The organism is Micromonospora radicis (assembly GCF_003583405.1).
In the GTDB taxonomy this organism is placed as follows: Bacteria; Actinomycetota; Actinomycetes; order Mycobacteriales; family Micromonosporaceae; genus Micromonospora; species Micromonospora radicis.
The window spans coordinates 160135-179185 of record NZ_QXEC01000004.1; the positions used below are offsets into that span (position 1 = coordinate 160135).

Consider the following 19051-nt stretch of genomic DNA (forward strand, 5'->3'; position numbering starts at 1 on the left):
GTTCGTGTCATGACCAGCCCAACCGCAAAACGCCGCTACGCGCCGACCGTGACGCACAGCCCACCGATGCCCATGATCAGGTGTTATCGCAGGTATGCGGGCCCGATACCAGCACGGAATCGAATCTGGTTCATGCCTGGTGGAACTCCACCAAAACTGGTGTCCGAGGGGGGACTTGAACCCCCACGCCCTATACGGGCACTAGCACCTCAAGCTAGCGCGTCTGCCATTCCGCCACCCGGACTTGCCTTGTTCAGCCTACCGCGCCGACCTTGGTGGTCCACCACCGCAAGGCCGCCCTGCGGGCCGCACGGGGAGTTACTGTACACGCCGCAGGTGGATCATGCACATCGGCATTCGCTACCCGGCCCGACCGGTCCGACCCGGGAATCGCGCCGGTCGAACGCGGTGGCTGCGGGTCGGGTAGCGGTGGGGTGCGGGTACCCGGCAGCATGGCCGTGTGCCCCATGCCTCTCCTCTGACCGTCGCCCAGCAACGGGCTCTGGCGCTGCGCGGGGCGGGTAACCTTTCCGCCGCCCGTGACCTGCTGTCCGACGCGGTCGAGTCGGCCCGGCCGCCGTTCGGCAAGGATCATCCGGACGTGCTCAGCACCGCGCACCTGCTGGCCCGGCTGCACCGGGAGGCGGACGATCCGAGCGCCGCCCGCCGGGTGTTGGAGGAGGCGTTCGCCGCCGGTGAGCACCGGTGGCCGCACAGCGACCCGCTGATGTTGGCGTTGTCGTACGAGTTGGGGTCCGTCGCCGACGAGCTGGGCAACCGACACGAGGCCCGCCGCAACTACAGCCGGGTCGCCGCCGCCGGGCCCGCGGTGCTCGGCGCCGACCACCCGGCGGTACGCGCCGCACGCGAGTATCTCGGCGACGCCGCCCCGGCCGCCCCACCACCGCCTCCCGTCGTCGCCCCGCCGGCCTCGTCGGGGCCGCCCCCGCACCCGGCCCTGGCGGAGCCGACCGTGTCGTTGGCCGTGCTGTCGACGACCTGGCAGCCGCACGGCGCGACGGCGGTGGGACCGCCGCGGGTCCCGGTGTCACCCGCCGCGCCCCGCGTGCCACCGGCACCCCGGGTGCCACCGCCGCCCGGCACGCCGCCGGTGCCCCCACCCCCGGCCGTACCGCCCGTTGTGCCGCCGGTGCCGGGCACGCTGTCGGTGCCGCCGCCTCCGGCTGTGCCGCCGGTGCCGGGCATGCCGCCCGCCGTTGCGCCGATCCCGCCGCCTCCGGCCGCGCCGTCTGCCGCGCCGCCGATCCCGCCGCCCCCGGCCGGGCTGTCCACCGCGCCGCCGATCTCGCCGCCACCGGCCGGGCTGTCCACCGCGCCGCCGATCTCGCCGCCACCGCCGCCACCGGGTGTGCCACCGGCACCGTCGGCGATTCCGCCGGCCGCTGTCGGTCCGCACGTGCCCGGCGTGCCGCCGGCTCCCCGAGTGCCGCCCGTGCCGCCGGCTCCCCGAGTGTCGCCCGTGGCGTCGTTGACCGGGCCGCCCGCTGGGTCGTTGACCGGGCCGCCCGCTGGGTCGTTGACCGGGGCGCCTGCTGGGTCGTTGACCGGGGCGCCGGTGGCTCCGGCGCCGTCGACCGGTGTGCCGTCGGCGGCCGGTCCGGCGGCGGGATGGCAGGCACCCCGGCAGCGGGTGGCCGAGGACGAGACCGGGGTGATGGTGGTACCGGCCGCCGACACTTCGGCGACGGTCGCCAGTGAATCGACGGCGCCGACGCATCCGGAGTGGGCGCAGCCGACGATCCGGGTCCAGCAGATCGGGCCGCTGTGGGAGGAGGAGTCGAGGCGCCCGGCTGGCACGCCGGACGCCGGCCTGCCACCGCCGGTGAGCGGCCCGTCGACCAGCGCACCGCCGACCAGCGCACCGCCGGTCAGTGGGCTGCCCGTCAGTGGGCTGCCCGTCAGTGGGCTGCCCGTCAGTGGGCTGCCCGCCAGCGCGCCGCCCGTGAGTGGCCCACCCGTCAGCGCACCGCCGACCAGCGCGCCGCCGGTTCAGCCGTCGGTACTCGCCCCGGCGACCTGGGGGTCGGCCGGCGGGCCGCAGGGCGGTGGCGTGGCGGGCGGGCCGCCGCAGCACGGTGCGCTCGGCGGCGGGTACCCGCCGGGACCGGGACAGCCGGCCGCGCCGGTGTGGGCACAGCCCGGATCGGTGGTGCCGGGACGGCCCCCGGTAGCGCCGCCGTACCAGGGTGCGCTGGTGGTGCCCGCGACGGACCCGCCGCCGGCGCCGAACCGGTCGGCCGTCGTGGTGGCGGCGGTCGCGGTGGTGGTGGCCATCGCGGCGGTGGTCGGGGCGGGTGTGCTGCTGCTGGGCCGGCAGGGCGAGCCACCGGGGGTGCCCGGTCCGACCGGGCCGAGTGCGTCCGAGCCGGTGGCGGCGGGCGCGCCGCCGACGGAACTGGAGCTGCGGGACGACTCGACCACGATCACGCTGACCTGGGCCGATCCGTCGGACGGTCTGGTGCCGTTCATGGTGGCCGGTGGGCGGGCCGGGCAGCCGCTCGGCGTACTGGCCACCGTGGAGCCGGGGCGGACGCGGTACACCGTGAACGGGCTGAGCGCGCGGGTGGACTACTGCTTCACCGTGCTCGCCGTCTACGGCACCGACCGATTCGCCACCTCCAGTCAGGTGTGCACCTCTCGGGAGGGCGACGGCGATCGGGACTGACCCGGTCGCGATTGTCCGGTCGCGGCCGGACGGTGGTGCTCGGACAGTAGTGGTCGGACACGCCGACGACACGCCACGCTGGGTGTCCATCGCCGGACGGTGCGGGTTCCCGGCGTCCGTAGCGTGACCATATGATGGCTCCCGGCTCAGGGGAGGGGTCGCCTTACGGGGGCGCCACCTGCCAGGACGACGGGAAGGCAGCCGGCTGTGGCGAGCATCGACGAGGCCGTTGAGACGCGCACGACCCGCTCCCGGTCGCGGCTGCGGGGTGGTCTGGTCACCGTGGGTACGGTGCTGGCGCTGCTCGCGGCGATGGGGCTGACGGTGCTCGGCCTCGGCTCGGCGGACAACGCGGTGGCCAGCTACGACGCGAGTTCCTGGCTGTGGAGCGCGGCGCGTAGCGAGCTGGCCCGGGTCAACGGGGTGACCGCGCGGGTGGACACCCGGACGGAGGTGCCGGCGGCGCGTCGGCACCCGATGCAGGTCGTGCAGACCGACCGGGTGCTGGTGCTGCGGGATCTGCACACCGGCCAGATCAGCACGTTGGACCTGGCGACGTTGCAGATCACCGCGACCACGCCGACCGCGCCCGGGCTCGGGGTGAGCGTGGCGCTGCACGAGGACGCGGCGTTCGTGGTGGACGCGGTGCAGGGTGTGGTGCGGCAGCTGGACCCGCGGTCGTTGGCGCCGGTCGGCGAGCCGGTGCGGTATCCGCCGGGGATCACCGGCGGCACGTTCGACGGTGCGGGTCGGTTGTGGATCGCGGTGCCGACCGAGGGGACGGTGTCGGCGATCACCCCGGCGCCGTTGCCGTCGGGCTCGGCGCCCGGTGCGGCGGTGAGCCCGAAGCAGGTCGAGACGCACGAGGTGGCCGAGCCGAGCCACGAGTTGGTGGTCTCCACGCTGGACGACGGTGTGGCGGTGCTGGATCGTACCGCCGGTGCGCTGGTCACGGTGGTGCGGGGCGCGGTGCGCCGGGCGGCGTTGGCGCAGACGTTGACCGGGCCGGGCACGCTGCCGGCGCGTACCAGTGGTCCGGTGGTGCCGGTGACGGTGGCCGGGCAGCGACAGGTGCACGCGGTCGCCGAGGGCGGTGAGGTGCGGTCGTTCACCGTGCCGGGGGAGGGCGACCGGCTCGGCGCCGCGGTCGCCTGGGCGGGCCGTTTCTACTGTGCCGACGACGCGGCGGGCGTGGTGTACGCGTTCGACGCGGCGGGCCAGGTGGTGGAGACCATCCGGGGCAGGTGGAGCGGGCCGTTGGAGCTGGATGTGCGGGAGAACCACCTGTTCATCAACGCGCCGGACGCGGCGACGGCCCGGGTGGTCAACGACCGGCACGAGGTGCGGGAGGTCGACAAGTACGCCAACGACGTGCTCGGTGGCGATCCTCCGGTGGAGCCTCCGCCGCCGCCCCCGCCGCCGAAGAAGCCGCAGGTCAGCAAGCCGGGCGCGCCGCGCAGCGTGACCGCGGCGGCCGGGGACGCCCAGGCGCGGGTCAGTTGGCGACCGGCAGCGGCCAACGGCGCCCAGATCATCCGGTACGTGGTGGAGGGCGCCGGGCAGCGGCTGGAGGTCGGTGCGAACCAACGGTCGGTCCAGGTCACCGGGTTGACCAACGGGGAGACGTACAAGTTCTCGGTGCACGCGGTCAACGCCGAGGGCGCCGGCCCGTCCCGGCGCAGCAATCCGGTGACGCCGACGGCGGAGGTGCCGGATCCACCGGCCAGCGTCGCCGCCGAGGCGCGGGCGGACGGCACGGTGGAGGTGAGCTGGCCGGCGGCGAACGGGCAGGGCAACTCCATCGCCCGGTACGCGGTGACGGCCACCTCGGCCGGTACGAACGCCCCGGTCGGTGAGTCGACCGGTACCGAGTTGGTGATCAAGGCCGGTGAGCTGGAGTACGGCACCCAGTACGCGTTCACGGTGGTGTCGGTCAACGACAAGGGCGCGGCGTCGGAGGCGTCGGCGGTCAGCGACACGGTGGTGCCGTTCACGGTGCCCGGTGAGCCGCTCGAACTGCGGGCGGGCACGGTGGCCGACCAGTCCGGGACGGTGGCGGTGCAGTGGGCGCCGGCACAGGCCAACGGCCGGCCGGTGACCGGGTACGTGGTCGAGGTGGGCGATCGGCGCAGCGAGGTCACCGACACCCGCACGACGCTGACCGGCCTCGGCGACGGGCAGAACGTCACGGTGCGGGTCCGCGCGGTCAACGAGGCCGGCGAGGGGCCGGAGGCGACGACGACGGCGCGGACGGTGGCGCCGCCACGGGTGACGGTGACCGGCTCGTCGGCGACCGCGACGGCGGTGACGGTGACGTTCACCGTGGACGCCGGGGGCGGGCAGGCGACCTGCACGTTGAGCCGGTCGGGTCAGCCGGCCAGGAGCGGGCCGTGTTCGAGCATCACGATGACCGGGTTGACGCCGGGCACCAACTACGGTTTCACCGTGACGGCGACCAACGCCGCGGGTTCGGGCACGGCGACCCGTGCCCAGCAGACGCAGGCGTTGTACGGCATCGCGACCTGTGTCAACGGCAGCGAGCCCGACCAGCGCACCTACTGTGACCGGGACCGCGACGGCCGAAACGGCAACGAGATCTTCTCGGTGCCCCGGCAGGACAACGACCGGCAGGTCGGCTGGGCGAGGCCGGGCACCCGGTTGCAGGCGCACTGCAAGATCCGGGGCGAGGAGGTGTACGCGTACGTCTACAACGACGACAAGCGCAGCACCTGGTGGGTACGGGTCGAGTACAGCGGGCGCAACTACATCCCGTGGGCCTGGTTGAACCTGGAGGGCGGCGACAACATCAACGTCCTGCCGACCTGCTGACCCCCCAGCCGAGGAGCACCACCGTGAACAGCCAGGAACCGCTCACCCAGCAGGAGGTGCAGGGCTTCGCCGCCCTGGCCGCCCGGCTGGCCGAGAACGTCAACGCGGTGGTGCTCGGCAAACCGCAGGTGGTCCGGCTGGCGTTGACCGCGTTGTTCGCCCAGGGGCACGTGCTGCTGGAGGACGTGCCCGGAGTCGGTAAGACCACCCTGGCGCGGGCGATCGCGGCGACGGTGAAGGGGCAGTGGCGGCGGATCCAGTTCACCCCCGACCTGTTGCCGTCGGACGTCTCCGGGGTGACCATCTTCAACCAGGCCACCCGGGGCTTCGAGTTCCATCCGGGCCCGGTGTTCGCCAACATCGTCATCGCCGACGAGATCAACCGGGCGTCGCCGAAGACGCAGTCGGCGCTGCTGGAGGTGATGGAGGAGCGGACGGTCACCGTGGACGGGGTGCGGCATCCGGTGCCGCAGCCGTTCCTGGTGGTGGCGACGCAGAACCCGGTGGAGATGGACGGCACGTACCGGTTGCCGGAGGCGCAACTGGACCGGTTCCTGGTGAAGCTCTCCGTCGGTTACCCGGACGAGTCGGTGGAGGTGGAGGTGCTGCGTGGGGCCACGGTGCGGTCGCCCGAGGCGCTGGCAGCGGTCACCGACACCGCGACCGTCGGGGAGATGGTCCGGATGGCGCTGCGGGTGCACATCGCCGAGCCGCTGTACGCGTACGCGGTGCGGCTGGCCGCGGCGACCCGCACCCATCCGCAGGTACGGGTCGGGGTGAGCCCCCGGGGCGTGATCGCGTTGACCCGGGCGGCGTGCGCGTACGCGCTGATCGACGGCCGAGGTTGGATCATGCCGGAGGATCTGAAGGCGCTGACCGAACCGGTCTTCGCCCACCGGCTGCTGCTCACCCCCGACGCGCAGGTGCGCGGGGTGACCGCCGCGGACGTACTGCGTCAGGCCGTCGCCTCGGTGCCGGTGCCGCTGCCGTCGGGCCAGCCGGCACCGGCACACTCCTGACCGGCGGGTCGACATGCGGATCACCGCCCGGGGTACCGGTCTGCTCGCCGCCGCCGTGTTGCTGCTCGGCGCCGGTTTCCGGTTCGCGTACCCGGAGTTGACGGTGCTCGGTGCGGCGGCCGGCGGCGCCCTGGCGCTGGCGGTGGTGACCGCCGCGTGGCGGCCCCGGCTCCGGGTGCACCGGCAGGCGGACCCGGACCGGGTGGCCCGCGGCGAGCCGGCGGCGATGACGTTGACCGTCCGCAACGCGGGCCGGTTGCCGGCGGCGAGCCTGCTGGCCGTCGACCGGTGCGGCGAGCGCCCGGTGCCGGTACCGGTGCTGCGGCTGCGCCCGGGGGCGGACACCACGGTCCGCTACGACGTGCCGACCAGCCGTCGGGGCGTGGTGCCGGTGGGGCCGCTGCGGGTGACCCGCCGCGACCCGCTCGGCCTGGTCGTGTTGGCCCGCTCCTACGGCGACAGCGTGCCGGTCTGGGTGCACCCGCGGATCCATCCGCTGAGCGCGGTGCCCACCGGCGCCGGTCGCAGCCTCGACGGGCGGGTCGACGCGGTACCGCACGGCTCGATCACCTTCGACTCGTTGCGGGAGTACGTGGTCGGTGACGAGTTGCGGCGGGTGCACTGGCGGACCAGTGCCCGGGTCGGTGAGCTGATGGTGCGGGAGAACGTGGACACCAGCCTGCCGCGGATCGTGGTGCTGCTGGACAACCGGCTCGCCGCACATCCGGATCGGGTCGACGGGGTGGCCGAGTCGTTCGAGTCGGCGTGTGAGGCGGCGGCGTCGGTGATCACCGCGGCGGTGCGGGAGGACCTGCCGGTGGTGCTGCTCTTCGTCGCCGCCGAGACCGCGCCCGCCGGGGCGATCCGGCCGGTCGACCGGGCCGCATCCGCCGACTCGGCCCGGCCGGGCGGCCACGGCGGCGACGGGACCGGCCGGGGAGGTGTGGCGTCCGGCGGCGACGGCTCCGGTGCGCCGGTGGGGCCACTGGACCGGCTGGCCGCGGTGTCGTTGACCGGTGCGGGCACGCTGGCGGATGCGGCGGCGCGGCTGCGCCGGGATCGCCTCGGCGACACCCTGGTCGTGCTCACCGGGCCGGGCGGCCGGGACGACCTGGGGCACGTCGGCGCGCTGCGCGGGGCGTACCCGTCGGTGGTGGTGGGGGTGTTCGGCGCGGCGGAGCCGACGCCGCCGGGGGCCGCCGGCCTGGTGGTGGTGGACGTCGCCGACGGGGCGGCGTTCGCGGCCGAGTGGGACGGGGTACGCCGGTGGTGAGGCTGCTGCGGGCCGTGCCGGTGCCGCTGGCCCTCGTCGGCATGGTCACGCTCGCCGGGGTGGCGCTCGGCCGGGTGTACGCGGGCTCGCTGCTGACCGTGCTGGTGGCCGGCGCGGCGCTGGGATCGGTGCTGGTCAGTGTCGCGGCCCGGCGGTTGCCGTCCTGGCTGGTCGCCCCGGTGTCGGTGCTGGCGATGGGGGCGTGGACCGGGTGGTGCCTGCGGCTGGCCGCGGACCGGGCCGGGCTGCCGGGCGACTTCGCGCAGATCACCGGGGACGCCGCGGCAAACGGCATCCCCCGGCTGCTGACCGCGATGATTCCGGTGGAGCCGACGCCGGACACGGTGCTGGTGCCGTTGGTGGCCGCCTGGCTGGCCGGGCTGGCCGGCGCGGAGGTGGCGCTGCGGGCCGGGCGGGTGCTGTTGGGCTACCTGCCGCCGGCGCTGCTCTTCGTCGGCGCGGTGTACGTGGTGGGGCCGAACGCCGACGCCGCGGTCGGTGAGACGCTGGCGTTGGTGGCGCTCGCCGCGCTTGGTCTGGCGGCCTCCGCCCGGCCCGCCGGCGACGATCTGGTCGAGGCGTTGGCCCCGGCGGTACGCGCCCGGCTGCGGGCCCGGCTGGCGGCGACGTCGGCGGCCGGTACGGCGGTGCTGGTGGCGGTGGCGGCGCTGCTCGGCCCGGCGGTCGGCGCGCTGGTCCGGGACCGCCCGGTGGACCCGCGGCGGTACGTGGAGCCGCCGCAGGTGCAGACGTTGGACGAGAATCCGCTGATCCGCATCTCCGGCTGGGCGTTGAATCCGGACCAGCAACTGTTCCAGGTGACCACGGACCGGGATGGCACCGCCGCGGAGCCCGCCGACGGGGTCACCGGTTCGGCGGACTCGGCGCCGGCCGCCGGTGGCGGGGTACGCATCCGGTTGGCGGTGCTCAGCGACTACGACGGGGTCACCTGGCGGGTCGGGGCGACCTACCGCAACGCGGGCCGGATCCTGCCGGCCGTGCCGCCGGCACCGCACGCCACCGTCCAGACGGTCCGGCAGGAGATCACGGTGGGTGATCTCAGCGGCCGGTTGTTGCCGGCGGTCGCGACCCCGCGGGAGGTCACCGGGGCGCGGGTGGCGTACGACCCGGGCACCGGCACCCTGATCCGCCCCGACGGGCTGGCACCCGGGCTGCGGTACACGGTGCTCTCGGATCGGGAACGTCCGGACGTCAACCTGTTGGGCACCGCGAACACCCCGGCCGGTGACGAGGTGGCCCGGGTGCTGCACGTCCCCGACGGCACACCGGAACAGTTGCGCCGGCTCGCCGCCCAGCTGGCCGAGGAGAACGGTGCACCGTACGCGCGGGCCGCGGCCATCGAGCAGTGGTTGGCCGAGCACTACCGGCTGGTGGCCGACGCCCCCAGTGGCCACGCCTACCCGAACCTGGCGTTCTTCCTGTTCGGGCCGCGTAACGGCGGCGGACAGCGGGGCACCTCGGAACAGTTCGCCGCCTCGTTCGCGGTGCTGGGCCGGTTGGCCGGGTTGCCGACCCGGGTGGTGGTGGGCTTCGCCGCACCCGCCGACGGGCCGGTGCGGGCCGCGGACGCGTACGCCTGGCCGGAGGTGCTCTTCGACGGCCTCGGCTGGGTGCCGTTCGATCCGCTGCCGCGCCCCGACGACGAGCCCCGCCCGGTGGAGGAGGACTTCCGGCCGCAGCCGGACAAGCCGCCGCCGTCGGAGCAGCCGGAGCCGACGCTGGAGCCGACCGAGTCACCGTCGCCGCAGGCCGCACCGGGCCGCCCCGACGACGGTGCCGGCGGGTCGACGCCGGTCCTGGTGGCCGGCACTACCGGCGGCTTCCTGCTGCTGGTCGCGGCGCTGCTGGCCACCCTGTTCGGGTTGCGCCGGGCACAGACCCGCAACCGGCTGCATCGGGGCGGCGCCGGCCAGCGCATCGCCGGTGCCTGGCGGGAGGTGACCGACGCGCTGTGGCTGGCCGGGCATCCGGTGGCCGCCGACCTGTCGGCCACCGAGGTCGCCGCGGCGGCCCGCCGGGCCCTGGACCGGGCCGGGGTCACCGAGGGTGGGCCGTCGGCGGCGGCGTACCCGGCGGTCGACGAGTTGGCCCGGCTGGTCAACCAGGTCGGGTTCGCCCCCGGTGGGGTGACCGACGCGCAGGCCGGTGCCGCCGCCGACGCGGCCACCGTCTACACCGGCGCGCTGCGGGCCGCCCGGTCGTGGTGGCGTCGATGCTACTGGTCGGTACGTCCGGGGCCGCTGCGCCGGCCACGTTGAGGCTGGCCGATGCCTTCTACCCTGCGGGCATGACCACGGGGATCGTTTCGCTCATCGTGCTGGTCGCGGTGGTGGTGGCTGCCACCGCCGCGGCGCTGTTCGTCATCCGCCGTCGACGGGCCCGCCGCCCGCTGACCCGCGAGCAGCGGTTGGCCGCCGCCGCCCGGGCCAGCCGTGGACTGCGCCGGACCTCCCGCCGGCAGGGCCGCGGCCTGGCCGGTGGCGGCGGGATCCGCGGCGGCTACGGGGACGCGGGCGAGGGCGGCGGAGGTGGTGGCGGCGGCCTCTGAGTCGCCCTCGGAGCACGTCGGTTTCTGCGTTCACCTGCCCGGCCGGCACCGGCGGTGTTACCACAGCGGGGTGGGCGGAACCGACGAGTGGGACGGCTGACCGTGGCGAGTCAGGCCGGTCGGCTGCCTCCGGTCACCCAGGATCCGAGCCGGGCCACGTTCCTGGAGCTCTTCTTCGACCTGGTCTTCGTGTTCGCGCTCACCCGGATCTCCGCCCGGGCCTTCGAGGATCTCGCGCTGGAGCCCGGTGGCGCGGTGGGCTGGTCCCCGGTGACCGGCGGGGCGAAGACCCTGCTGCTGTTGCTCGCGTTGTGGGCGGTGTGGCAGAACACCGCCTGGTCGACCAGCCGCTACGACCCGCACCACAGCGGGCTGCAACTCATCGTGATCACCGCGCTGGTGGCCAGCATGGTGATGGGTGTGGCGATTCCCCGCGCCTTCACCACCACCGGCTTGGCGTTCGCCACGGCGTACGTGGCCGCCCAGCTCAGCCGGCCGCTGATCCTGCTCACGGTCGGCACGCCGGAACGCCAGCTGAAGGCCAGGATGGCGATCACCTACGCCGCCACCGGCGTCCTGTGGATCACCGGTGCCCTGCTGCCGACCACCCTGCGGGTGTGGCTGTGGAGCCTCGCGTTGGGGTTGGAGTATCTTGCCGGCCGCTTCGGTTTCCCGGTGCCCGGGTTGGGCCGTTCGGCGGTCTCCCGTTGGGACATCGCCGGCCGGCACCTGGCCGAGCGCTACCAGCAGTTCTTCCTCATCGCGCTGGGTGAGACGATCCTGGTGGCCGGCTTCTCGTACAGCGACAGCGGCTACGAACCGGCGCGGACCAGCACCTTCGCGCTGGCCCTGGCGATCACGATCCTGCTGTGGCGCATCTACGTGCAGCGGGCCGGGCAGATCCTCGCCGAGGCGGTCGCCGCGGCCCGCCGGCCGGCCAGCATCGGCCGCTCGGCCGCGGACACCCACCTGGTCATGGTGATCGGGCTGACCGCCACCGCGGTCGGCTACGAGCTGGCCATCCAGCATCCGATGGACCATCCCGAGGCGGCCTGGATCGCCATGATCATCGGTGGGCCGGTGCTGTTCCTGCTCGGCCGGGCGCGCTTCGAGTACGAGGTGTTCAACCGGGTCTCCCCGTCCCGCTGGGTCGCCGTGCTGGTGCTGGTCGCCTCGGTGCCGCTGATGCTGCACCATCCACCGCTGCTCGCCGAGGCCCTGGTGGTGGTCGTGCTGGGCGCGGTCGCGCTCGCCGACGCCCGGCGTGCCCGCAAGGGACCACCCGAGGCCGCCGCCACCCCTTTCTGACCGGCAACACCGCCGTGACCAGCGCTAACCTTCCTGGGTGACCTTCTCCCTCGTGGCCCGCTCCGCTGACGGCCGGCTGCACGGTGTCGCCGTGGCCAGCCGGTTCCTGGCCGCCGGTGCCCTGGTTCCGGCGGCCGGGGCCGACCTCGGCGCGATCGCCACCCAGGCGCACGTCAACCTGGCCTACCGGCCGCAGGGTCTGGCCCTGCTGCGGACCGGAGTGACCGCCACCGGCGTCGTCGCCGGGCTGGTCGCCGCCGACCCGGAACGCGACCACCGGCAACTCGGCGTGGTCGCCGCGACCGGTCCCGGCGCCACGTACACCGGCGCCCACTGCCGCGACTGGGCCGGCGGCCAGGCGGGCGACGGCTGGGCCGCGCAGGGCAACATCCTCACCGGTCCGCAGGTCGTCGACGCACTGCGGGACAGCTGGCTGGCCGGCGGTGACCTGCCGTTCGCGCACCGGCTGCTCGCCGCGCTGCGCGCCGGGCAGCAGGCCGGCGGCGACCGGCGGGGTCAGCAGAGCGCCGGGCTGCTGGTGGTCCGGCGCGGCGGCGGGTACGGCGGCACCGGCGACGTCATGATCGACCTGCGGGTCGACGACCACCCCGACCCGATCACCGAACTCGACCGGCTGCTGGCCGTGCACACCCTGCTGTTCAGCCGCCCCGACCCGGGCACGCTGCTCGACCTGGCCGGCGCGCTCGCCAGCGAGGTCGCCGGGCTGCTGACCGCGCTCGGCCATCCGGCCGACCCGACCGAGCCCGAGGACGCCCTGGTGGCCTGGGCCGGGCTGGAGAACCTGGAGGCACGGTTGGTGCCCGGCCGCATCGACCCGGTGGTGCTGGCGCGGCTGCGGGCCGCTGCCCCACCCGTACCGGCGCCCCGCTCCGCCGTCTGACCGGCGTCGCCGCCGGTCGCTGACGAGGGCCGGGAGGCGGGCACGGCTCGGCTACCCTCGCCGCCGTGGAGACTGTGGAGATCGATGCCCCCGTCGTCGGCGTTACCGTCTATCCGGACCGGGCCCGGGTGACCCGGCGCGGCGGCACCCGGCTGGCCGCCGGCCAGCACCGGCTGCGCGTCGCGCCGCTCCCACTCGGCCTGCGGCGGGACTCGGTCCGGGTCGCCGGTCGGGGCCGGGCCAGCGTGCTCGGCGTGGACGTGACCACCTGGCGGCAGGCCCGCAGCGGCGACGCGCAGGTCGTCGGCCTGGAACAACGCCGTCGTGAGCTGGCCGACGAGCTGGCCGAACTCGACGACGCGGACGGCATCGAGGAGCAGCGGGTGGGGTTCCTCGCCCGGCTGACCGAGCGGGCGGGCGGCACGTACGCCCGCGCGCTGGCCGCGGGCGACGCCGCGCCGAGCGACGTGGCCGCCTTCACCGACTCGGTGGCCGCCCAGCTCGCCGACGCGCGGGCCCGACGGCGCGGACTGGCCCGTCGGCGCACCGAGTTGGCCGAGGAGTTGGCCGCGGTCGAGCGCGACCTCGACGCCGCGCGCGGCAAGCGGGCGCCGGACCGGCTGGCCGCCGAGGTGACCGTGGCGGTGGAGGTCGACGACGCCGAGATCGAGCTGGAGCTGAGCTACCTGGTGGACGGGGCCCGTTGGCAACCCTCCTACGACCTGCGGCTGGTCGACGACACCGTGACGGTCACCTGGTTCGGGCTGGTCAGCCAGAGCACCGGGGAGGACTGGCCGGAGTGCGAACTCCAGCTCTCCACCGCCCGGCCGGCGGCGACGACCGGCGTACCCGAACTGTCGCCCTGGTACCTCGACCGGCTCCGGCCGGCGCCCCCGCGCGGGATGCCGGCGGACCTGCCGCTCGCGATGGCGGTGCCGCCCGCGCCCGTCGCGGCCGCCGCGGGCGGCGGTCCGGCCCGTGCCGGGGCACCCCGCCCGAAGCTGCGGGAGAGTGTCGCCGAGGTCGAGCAGGGGGTCAGCGCGGCCACCTACCGGCCGGCCCGGCCGGTGGCGGTGCCGGCCGACGGCAGCGCCCACCGGGCCACCATCGCCGTGGTCGAACTGCCGGCCCGGCTGGACCACGTCACCGTGCCGCTCCGCGCCGCCGAGGCGCACCTGCGGGCCACGGTCCGCAACACGTCGGAGCACACGCTGCTGCCCGGCCCGGCTGCGGTGTTCCACGACGCCGACTTCGTCGCGTCCAGCCGACTGCCGATGTGGGCGCCGGGTGAGGAGACCGAGCTGGCGCTCGGGGTGGACGACCGGCTGCGGGTGGAACGGACGCTGCACCGGCGTGCCGAGACCAAGGCGACCCTCGGCTCGACCCGGCGGCGGGAGATGGAGTACCGGATCACCGTCGCCAACCACACGCCCCGCCCGGCGACCGTCGAGGTGCGGGACCAGCTTCCGGTGTCGCGCGACGAGGCGGTGGTGGTACGGGAGACGACCGTCGAGCCGCCGCCGGTCGAGCGTACCGAGCTGGGTGAGGTGACCTGGCGGCTGCCGCTGGGGCCGGGCGAGAGCGGCGAGGTCGCGCTGGGTTTCCGGGTGGAGCTGGCCAAGGGGGTCGAGCTGACCGGCTGGCGGGAGTAGGCGCCACCCCACCGGCGGTCAGGGTGTCCGGGCCCGCCGGGAGGGCCGTCGGGGGGCGTCGCTGGGTACCACGACGTCGGCCTGATCGGCCGGGTGGACCGCGGCTGAGTAGAGCTGTTGGGCGGGGAGGCAACGGGCCGGTGTCGCTCGGTGGGTTCCCCTGCCGGATCGGGATCCGTCAGGGGAACACCACGGTACGGGCCTACGGCACCGCCACCGCCGCGTCGTTGCCCGGCAGCTGGGTCACGCTGGGCAGCTGCGGCGCCACCCCGGTCGTGCGGCCACCCGGCTCGGTGGCCGAGCAGGCCGCGGTGAGCAGGAAGGTGTGCCAGGCGATGTCGATCGGGTGCGGATCGGGCAGGCCGACCTGGTAGTGGCTGATGTTGATGCCGGAGGACACCTGGCGGGCGCCGTCGCGGCTGTGCATCGAGAACGTCAGGTGACCGATGACCGCGCCGTCGTGACCCCAGAACTCGCCGCACGGGGTGGCGAACGTGCGGATGCCGAGACCGTAGCTGCCGGCCGCGGGCAGGTCCGGCCGGATCGGCACCCCGTCGAGCATCTCGTCGAGGGCGGCCGGGCTGAGCAGGTCGCCGCCGAGCAGGGCCCGGAAGAAGGTGTTCAGGTCCGCGGTGGTGGCGATCATCTCGCCGGCCGTCCACGCCCAGCTCATGTTGAACTCGCTGTGATCGCGCACCCCGAACGGGGCGAAGTAGGCGCCGCTGTGCGGGCCGCGGATCGTCGGATCGGTACCGGGGAACGAGGTCCCGGTGAGCCGCAGTGGACGCAGGATGCGCCGCTGCACCTCGGCGACGGCGTCGTTGCCGGTGACCGCCCCGATCAACAGTCCGGCCAGGACGTAGTTGGTGTTCGAGTAGCTGAACCCGGCGCCGGGGGCGTTGGTCGGCGGCATGGCCAGGCCGATGGCGACCAGCGCCGCCGGAGCGTACGAGGTGACCCGCATCCGCGGGATCGACGCGTACGAGTCGATCAGTGCGTTGGTGTAGTTGCCGATGCCACTGGTGTGGTTCAGCAGCATCCGGACGGTGACCCGGGCGCCGGGTTCACCCGGCACGACGTCGGGCAGCCACCGCCCGATCGGGTCGTCGAGGCCCAGCCGGCCCTCGTCGACGAGTTGCAGCACGGTGGTGGCGACGAAGGTCTTGGTGACGCTGCCGATCCGGTGCCGCAGCTGTGGCTGCATCGGTCGGGGCTCGACCAGGAACGCGTGACCGGCGGCGCCGCGCCAGTCGTGGCGGCCGTCGCGCACGTCGGCCAGCACGCCGGGGACGCCGGCTTCGGGCACCGCGGCGAGTGCGGCGCGCAGCCCGGCGCGATCCAGCCCGCCGGTGGACGGGCCGGGCTGCCCGGCGGCGGACGCGGGTACGACAGCGACCGTGGCCACCAGCGTCACGCCGGTGGCGACGATCTTGAGGATTCGACGAAGACTCGACATACTTGCATGTTTGCCGGGTCCGGAACCGGTCGCCTCCTGCTCAGGCGCGAGATCCGACTCCCACCGTGGACTGAGCCGGCACCGACCAGCGGCGCAGGACCGGGCGTGATCCCGGCCTGGTGCGCACGACGCCAACCACCTACTGCATCAGGGGCATATCGTCCGCCCATCGTCTTGCGGAATCGTCAAGTCATCATGCTGTCAACGCAAGCTCGCCCTAGCGTGGCGGGATGACCCACGCACCCCACCACGGCCACGACGCCGCACAGGCCGAGATCCTCGACCTGGACGCCGAAGTCCTCGCGGCGAAGATCGCCGAGATCACGGCGTGGCTGCCCCTCGACACACCCCCGCGCCGGATCGTGGATCTCGGCAGCGGCACCGGGGCGGGCACCTTCGCCCTGCTGGACCGCTTCCCCGAGGCACACGTCACCGCGGTCGACTCGTCGGCCGGGCACCTGCGGCGCCTGCGGGACAAGGCGAGCGCCCGGGGCGCGGCGGCGCGGGTACGCACCGTACCGGCCGATCTCGACCAGACCGGCTGGCCCGACCTCGGCACCCCGGACCTGGTCTGGGCCTCCGCGTCGCTGCACCACTTGGCCCGGCCCGAACAGGCCCTGCGGGCGGTCCACCGGATGTTGCCCGTGGGCGGACTGTTCGCGGTGGTGGAACTCGCCGGCTTCCCGCGCTTCCTTCCCGAGGACGCCCCCGAGGACCGACCCGGCCTGGAGGAGCGCTGCCATGCCGTCGGCGACCACGCCGGGCACGTGCCCCATCGTGGTGCCGACTGGGGGCCGATGCTCGCCGCCGCCGGCTTCACCGTCGAGGGCGAACAGCGGGTGACCGTGCACATCGAGGCGGCGGACGACCCGGCCGTGGGCGCCTACGCCCTGGTCAGCCTGCGGCGGGTCCGGGACAAGGTCGCCGACGCCCTCGTCCCCGGGGACCGTGCCGCACTCGACCGGCTGCTCGACACCGACGGTCCGCGCAGCATCCTGCGCCGCGGCGATCTCGCGGTCCGGACCACGCGGACCGTCTGGGCCGCACGCCGTACCGGCTGACCGCCGGCCGTCCGGGGTCCGCGCCGGCGCGCGACGCTATCCGTGCTCCACACCCGCTTCGAGCCGGGCCGGCCGCCCGGGTGGGGGACCGGTCCGGGCTCCGGCGGTCAGGATCGCCTCGGCCAGGGCGGTCACCGTCTCCGGCGGGGCGCCGTCGCGCCGCAGCAGCACGAACTCCACCTCGCCCAGCGGGGGAAGCCGGTGCCCGACCGGTGCCGGCACCAGCCCCGGCGGGACCAGCTCGGCGGAGTGGGCCATTACCCCGAGGCCGGCTCGGGTGGCCGCCACCAACCCGCCGAGGCTGGTGCTGGTGCAGGTGAGCTGCCAGGTCCGCCCGGCCGAGGCCAGCGCGTCCAGGGCCTGTGCCCGGGAGATGCTGGGTGGCGGGTAGACGACCAGCGGCACCGGCTCGTCGGCGCCGAGCCGGTGGTCGGGGGCGGCGAGCCAGATCAGCCGGTCCCGCCAGACCATCCGGCCGCGGGACTGCCCGGCCACCCGTTTGGCGAAGACCACGTCCAGTTCCTGGTCGTCGAGCCGCTGGTGCAGGGTGCCGCTCAGGTCGACGGTCAACTCCAGGTCGACCAGCGGGTGTCGGTGCCGGAAGTCGCGCAGCACCCGGGGCAGGTGGGTGGAGATCAGGTCGTCGGAGACTCCGAGCCGCAACCGGCCCCGGACCGGTCCGGTGCAGAAGTATCGCCGGGCCCGGTCGCCGGCGTCGAGGATGTCCCGGGCGAAGGTCACCATCGCCTCGCCGTCGACGGTGAGGCTGACGCGGTGCGTGTCCCGGAGGAACAGCGGCCGGCCGACCTCGTCCTCCAGCCGCCGTACGTGCTGGCTGACCGTGGACTGGCGCAGGCCCAGGCGGGCCGCGGCCCGGGTGAAGCTCAGCGCCTGCGCCACCGCCAGGAAGGTGCGCAGCTGGGTCGGCTCGTACACCTCGGCAAGTTATCACGAGCCGTGATCGCAGTCAGCGCGCTGATCGTCTTTCCCGCTGATCCATCCTGGGCCGACAATGGCCGGGCCGCTGCCCGTCGACAGGTGTCGGGCAGCAGGACCGACCGGAGGGGAGAGGCGATGCGCTGGCCTCGTCGGCTGCCGATCGACCCGTTCATCGCGGCGCTGCTGGGTACCGTCGCGCTGGCCGCCGTGATCCCGCTGCGCGGTACCGGCGCCGAGGCCGGTCGAGTGATCACCGGTGTCGCGGTGGCGTTGCTCTTCTTCCTGCACGGCGCCAAGATCGCACCGCGCGCCGCCCTCGCCGGTGCTCGCCACTGGCGGCTGCACACGGTGGTGCTGCTCACCACCTTCGTGGCCTTCCCGCTGCTCGGGCTCGCCGCCGCGGCACTGCGTCCGGCGGTGCTCACCCCCGAGCTGTACCAGGGGCTGCTGTTCCTCTGTGCGGTGCCCTCCACCGTGCAGACCTCGATCGCCTTCACCGCCATCGCCCGCGGCAACGTGCCGGCGGCGGTCTTCACCGCCTCCTTCTCCAACATCGCCGGCATCGCCCTGACCCCGCTGCTGGTCACCCTCCTGCTCCAGGGCTCCGACGACGTACGCCTCAGCGCCGGCTCGATCGGCTCGGTGGTGCTGCAACTGCTGGTGCCGTTCGTGGCCGGACAACTGTCCCGACGCTGGACGGCCCGGTGGATCGAGCGGCACCGGGCCCTGACCGGCCACGTCGACCGTGGCGCCATCCTGCTCGTGGTCTACTCGGCCTTCAGCGCGGGAGTGGTGGCCGGCGTGTGGGACGAGGTCTCACCGGGTCGGCTGGCCGCCCTGACCGCCGTCGTCGGCGGGCTGCTCGCGGCGGTGCTGGGCCTGACGTACGCCGCCGGCCGGCTGCTCGCCTTCGAACGCGCCGACCGGGTCACGATCCTGTTCTGCGGTGCCAAGAAGAGCCTCGCCACCGGCCTGCCGATGGCCACCGTGTTGGTCAGCCCCGAGGCGCTCGGTCTGCTGGTGCTGCCGCTGATGATCTACCACCAGATTCAGCTGATCGTCTGCGCCGCCATCGCCCGCCGTTGGGGCGCCCGACCGGCCGAAGTCGAGCCGCCCGGCTGAACCGTGGGCCGCCCCGGTGCAGCCGAACCGGACGCCCGCCACGGCGGACGCGCGGGCCGGGTCCGTCGGTCGTGGACGGTCGTCGACCGATGGATGGCAGTCACTCTGTGCAACGTCTCTGCGGGGCGCAGTTCGGCTGAGGCTGATGTGCTTCTGGTTACCGGTCGGTGACGCAGGGCTTACCCGTGTCGTCGGGTCACCCGGAAACATGCAATTAACCTGCGCGAACGTCGTGT

13 protein-coding genes and 1 tRNA gene are annotated in these 19051 nt (G+C 74.6%); 11 read left to right on the forward strand and 3 right to left on the reverse strand.

All coding sequences use genetic code 11. From position 1 onward, the window contains the following. Positions 1 to 157: 157 nt before the first annotated feature. A tRNA-Leu gene (locus tag D2L64_RS06680) sits at positions 158 to 244 on the reverse strand. A 216-nt stretch (positions 245 to 460) separates the two neighbouring features. Between D2L64_RS06680 and D2L64_RS28220 the strand changes: the two genes are divergently transcribed. The 9 genes from D2L64_RS28220 (at position 461) to D2L64_RS06730 (ending at position 14237) form a co-directional block, all read left to right on the forward strand. Continuing rightward, positions 461 to 2686, forward strand: coding sequence for a tetratricopeptide repeat protein (locus tag D2L64_RS28220; protein ID WP_267898657.1), 2226 nt, complete (start codon positions 461 to 463; stop codon positions 2684 to 2686). A gap of 216 nt (positions 2687 to 2902) precedes the next feature. Continuing rightward, positions 2903 to 5515, forward strand: a complete 2613-nt coding sequence (locus D2L64_RS06695; RefSeq protein WP_233558817.1) for a fibronectin type III domain-containing protein — start codon at positions 2903 to 2905, stop codon at positions 5513 to 5515. Between the two features lie 23 nt (positions 5516 to 5538). Next, the gene (locus tag D2L64_RS06700) at positions 5539 to 6534 is read left to right on the forward strand and encodes an AAA family ATPase (RefSeq protein ID WP_119573816.1); all 996 of its coding nucleotides are present in this window, start codon (positions 5539 to 5541) and stop codon (positions 6532 to 6534) included. A 13-nt stretch (positions 6535 to 6547) separates the two neighbouring features. Continuing rightward, entirely contained in the window at positions 6548 to 7807 is a 1260-nt protein-coding gene (locus tag D2L64_RS06705; protein ID WP_119573817.1) for a DUF58 domain-containing protein, read from the forward strand. Further along, positions 7783 to 10086 carry a DUF3488 and transglutaminase-like domain-containing protein gene (locus D2L64_RS06710; RefSeq protein WP_407663056.1) on the forward strand — a complete coding sequence of 768 codons (2304 nt, stop codon included), beginning with the start codon at positions 7783 to 7785 and terminating at the stop codon, positions 10084 to 10086. The genes D2L64_RS06705 and D2L64_RS06710 overlap by 25 nt, the downstream gene beginning before the upstream one ends. Positions 10087 to 10115: 29 nt before the next feature. Further along, complete coding sequence (locus D2L64_RS06715; RefSeq protein WP_119573818.1) at positions 10116 to 10376, forward strand: hypothetical protein; 261 nt, start codon at positions 10116 to 10118, stop codon at positions 10374 to 10376. An 87-nt stretch (positions 10377 to 10463) separates the two neighbouring features. After that, the gene (locus D2L64_RS06720; protein ID WP_233558808.1) at positions 10464 to 11684 is read left to right on the forward strand and encodes a low temperature requirement protein A; all 1221 of its coding nucleotides are present in this window, start codon (positions 10464 to 10466) and stop codon (positions 11682 to 11684) included. 37 nt (positions 11685 to 11721) lie between these two features. Continuing rightward, a complete protein-coding gene (locus D2L64_RS06725) occupies positions 11722 to 12585 on the forward strand; it encodes a DUF1028 domain-containing protein (protein ID WP_119573819.1) in 864 nt (287 codons plus the stop codon). Between the two features lie 65 nt (positions 12586 to 12650). Next, on the forward strand, positions 12651 to 14237 hold the full coding sequence (locus D2L64_RS06730; protein WP_119573820.1) for a DUF4139 domain-containing protein: 1587 nt from the start codon (positions 12651 to 12653) through the stop codon (positions 14235 to 14237). 202 nt (positions 14238 to 14439) lie between these two features. Here D2L64_RS06730 and D2L64_RS06735 read toward each other — a convergent pair whose 3' ends face one another. Further along, on the reverse strand, positions 14440 to 15564 hold the full coding sequence (locus D2L64_RS06735) for a serine hydrolase domain-containing protein (protein WP_233558818.1): 1125 nt from the start codon (positions 15562 to 15564) through the stop codon (positions 14440 to 14442). A gap of 359 nt (positions 15565 to 15923) precedes the next feature. On the opposite strand from D2L64_RS06735, the gene D2L64_RS06740 reads away from it, so the two are divergent. Further along, positions 15924 to 16754, forward strand: coding sequence for a class I SAM-dependent methyltransferase (locus D2L64_RS06740; RefSeq protein ID WP_119573822.1), 831 nt, complete (start codon positions 15924 to 15926; stop codon positions 16752 to 16754). 36 nt (positions 16755 to 16790) lie between these two features. On the opposite strand, the gene D2L64_RS06745 is transcribed toward D2L64_RS06740, so the two are convergent. Further along, positions 16791 to 17690 (reverse strand): LysR family transcriptional regulator, encoded by a 900-nt coding sequence (locus tag D2L64_RS06745; protein WP_119573823.1) that lies wholly within the window; start codon positions 17688 to 17690, stop codon positions 16791 to 16793. A gap of 138 nt (positions 17691 to 17828) precedes the next feature. Here D2L64_RS06745 and D2L64_RS06750 point away from each other — a divergent pair, with 138 nt between their 5' ends. Next, the gene (locus D2L64_RS06750; protein WP_119573824.1) at positions 17829 to 18815 is read left to right on the forward strand and encodes a bile acid:sodium symporter family protein; all 987 of its coding nucleotides are present in this window, start codon (positions 17829 to 17831) and stop codon (positions 18813 to 18815) included. The last annotated feature ends 236 nt before the right edge of the window (positions 18816 to 19051 follow it).

Bases quoted from the DNA above. Each gene is read 5' to 3' on its own strand.
- D2L64_RS06705 (WP_119573817.1), top strand. From the start codon at position 6,548: ATGCGGATCACCGCCCGGGGTACCGGTCTGCTCGCCGCCGCCGTGTTG.
- D2L64_RS06715 (WP_119573818.1), top strand. From the start codon at position 10,116: ATGACCACGGGGATCGTTTCGCTCATCGTGCTGGTCGCGGTGGTGGTG.
- D2L64_RS06740 (WP_119573822.1), top strand. From the start codon at position 15,924: ATGACCCACGCACCCCACCACGGCCACGACGCCGCACAGGCCGAGATC.
- D2L64_RS06750 (WP_119573824.1), top strand. From the start codon at position 17,829: ATGCGCTGGCCTCGTCGGCTGCCGATCGACCCGTTCATCGCGGCGCTG.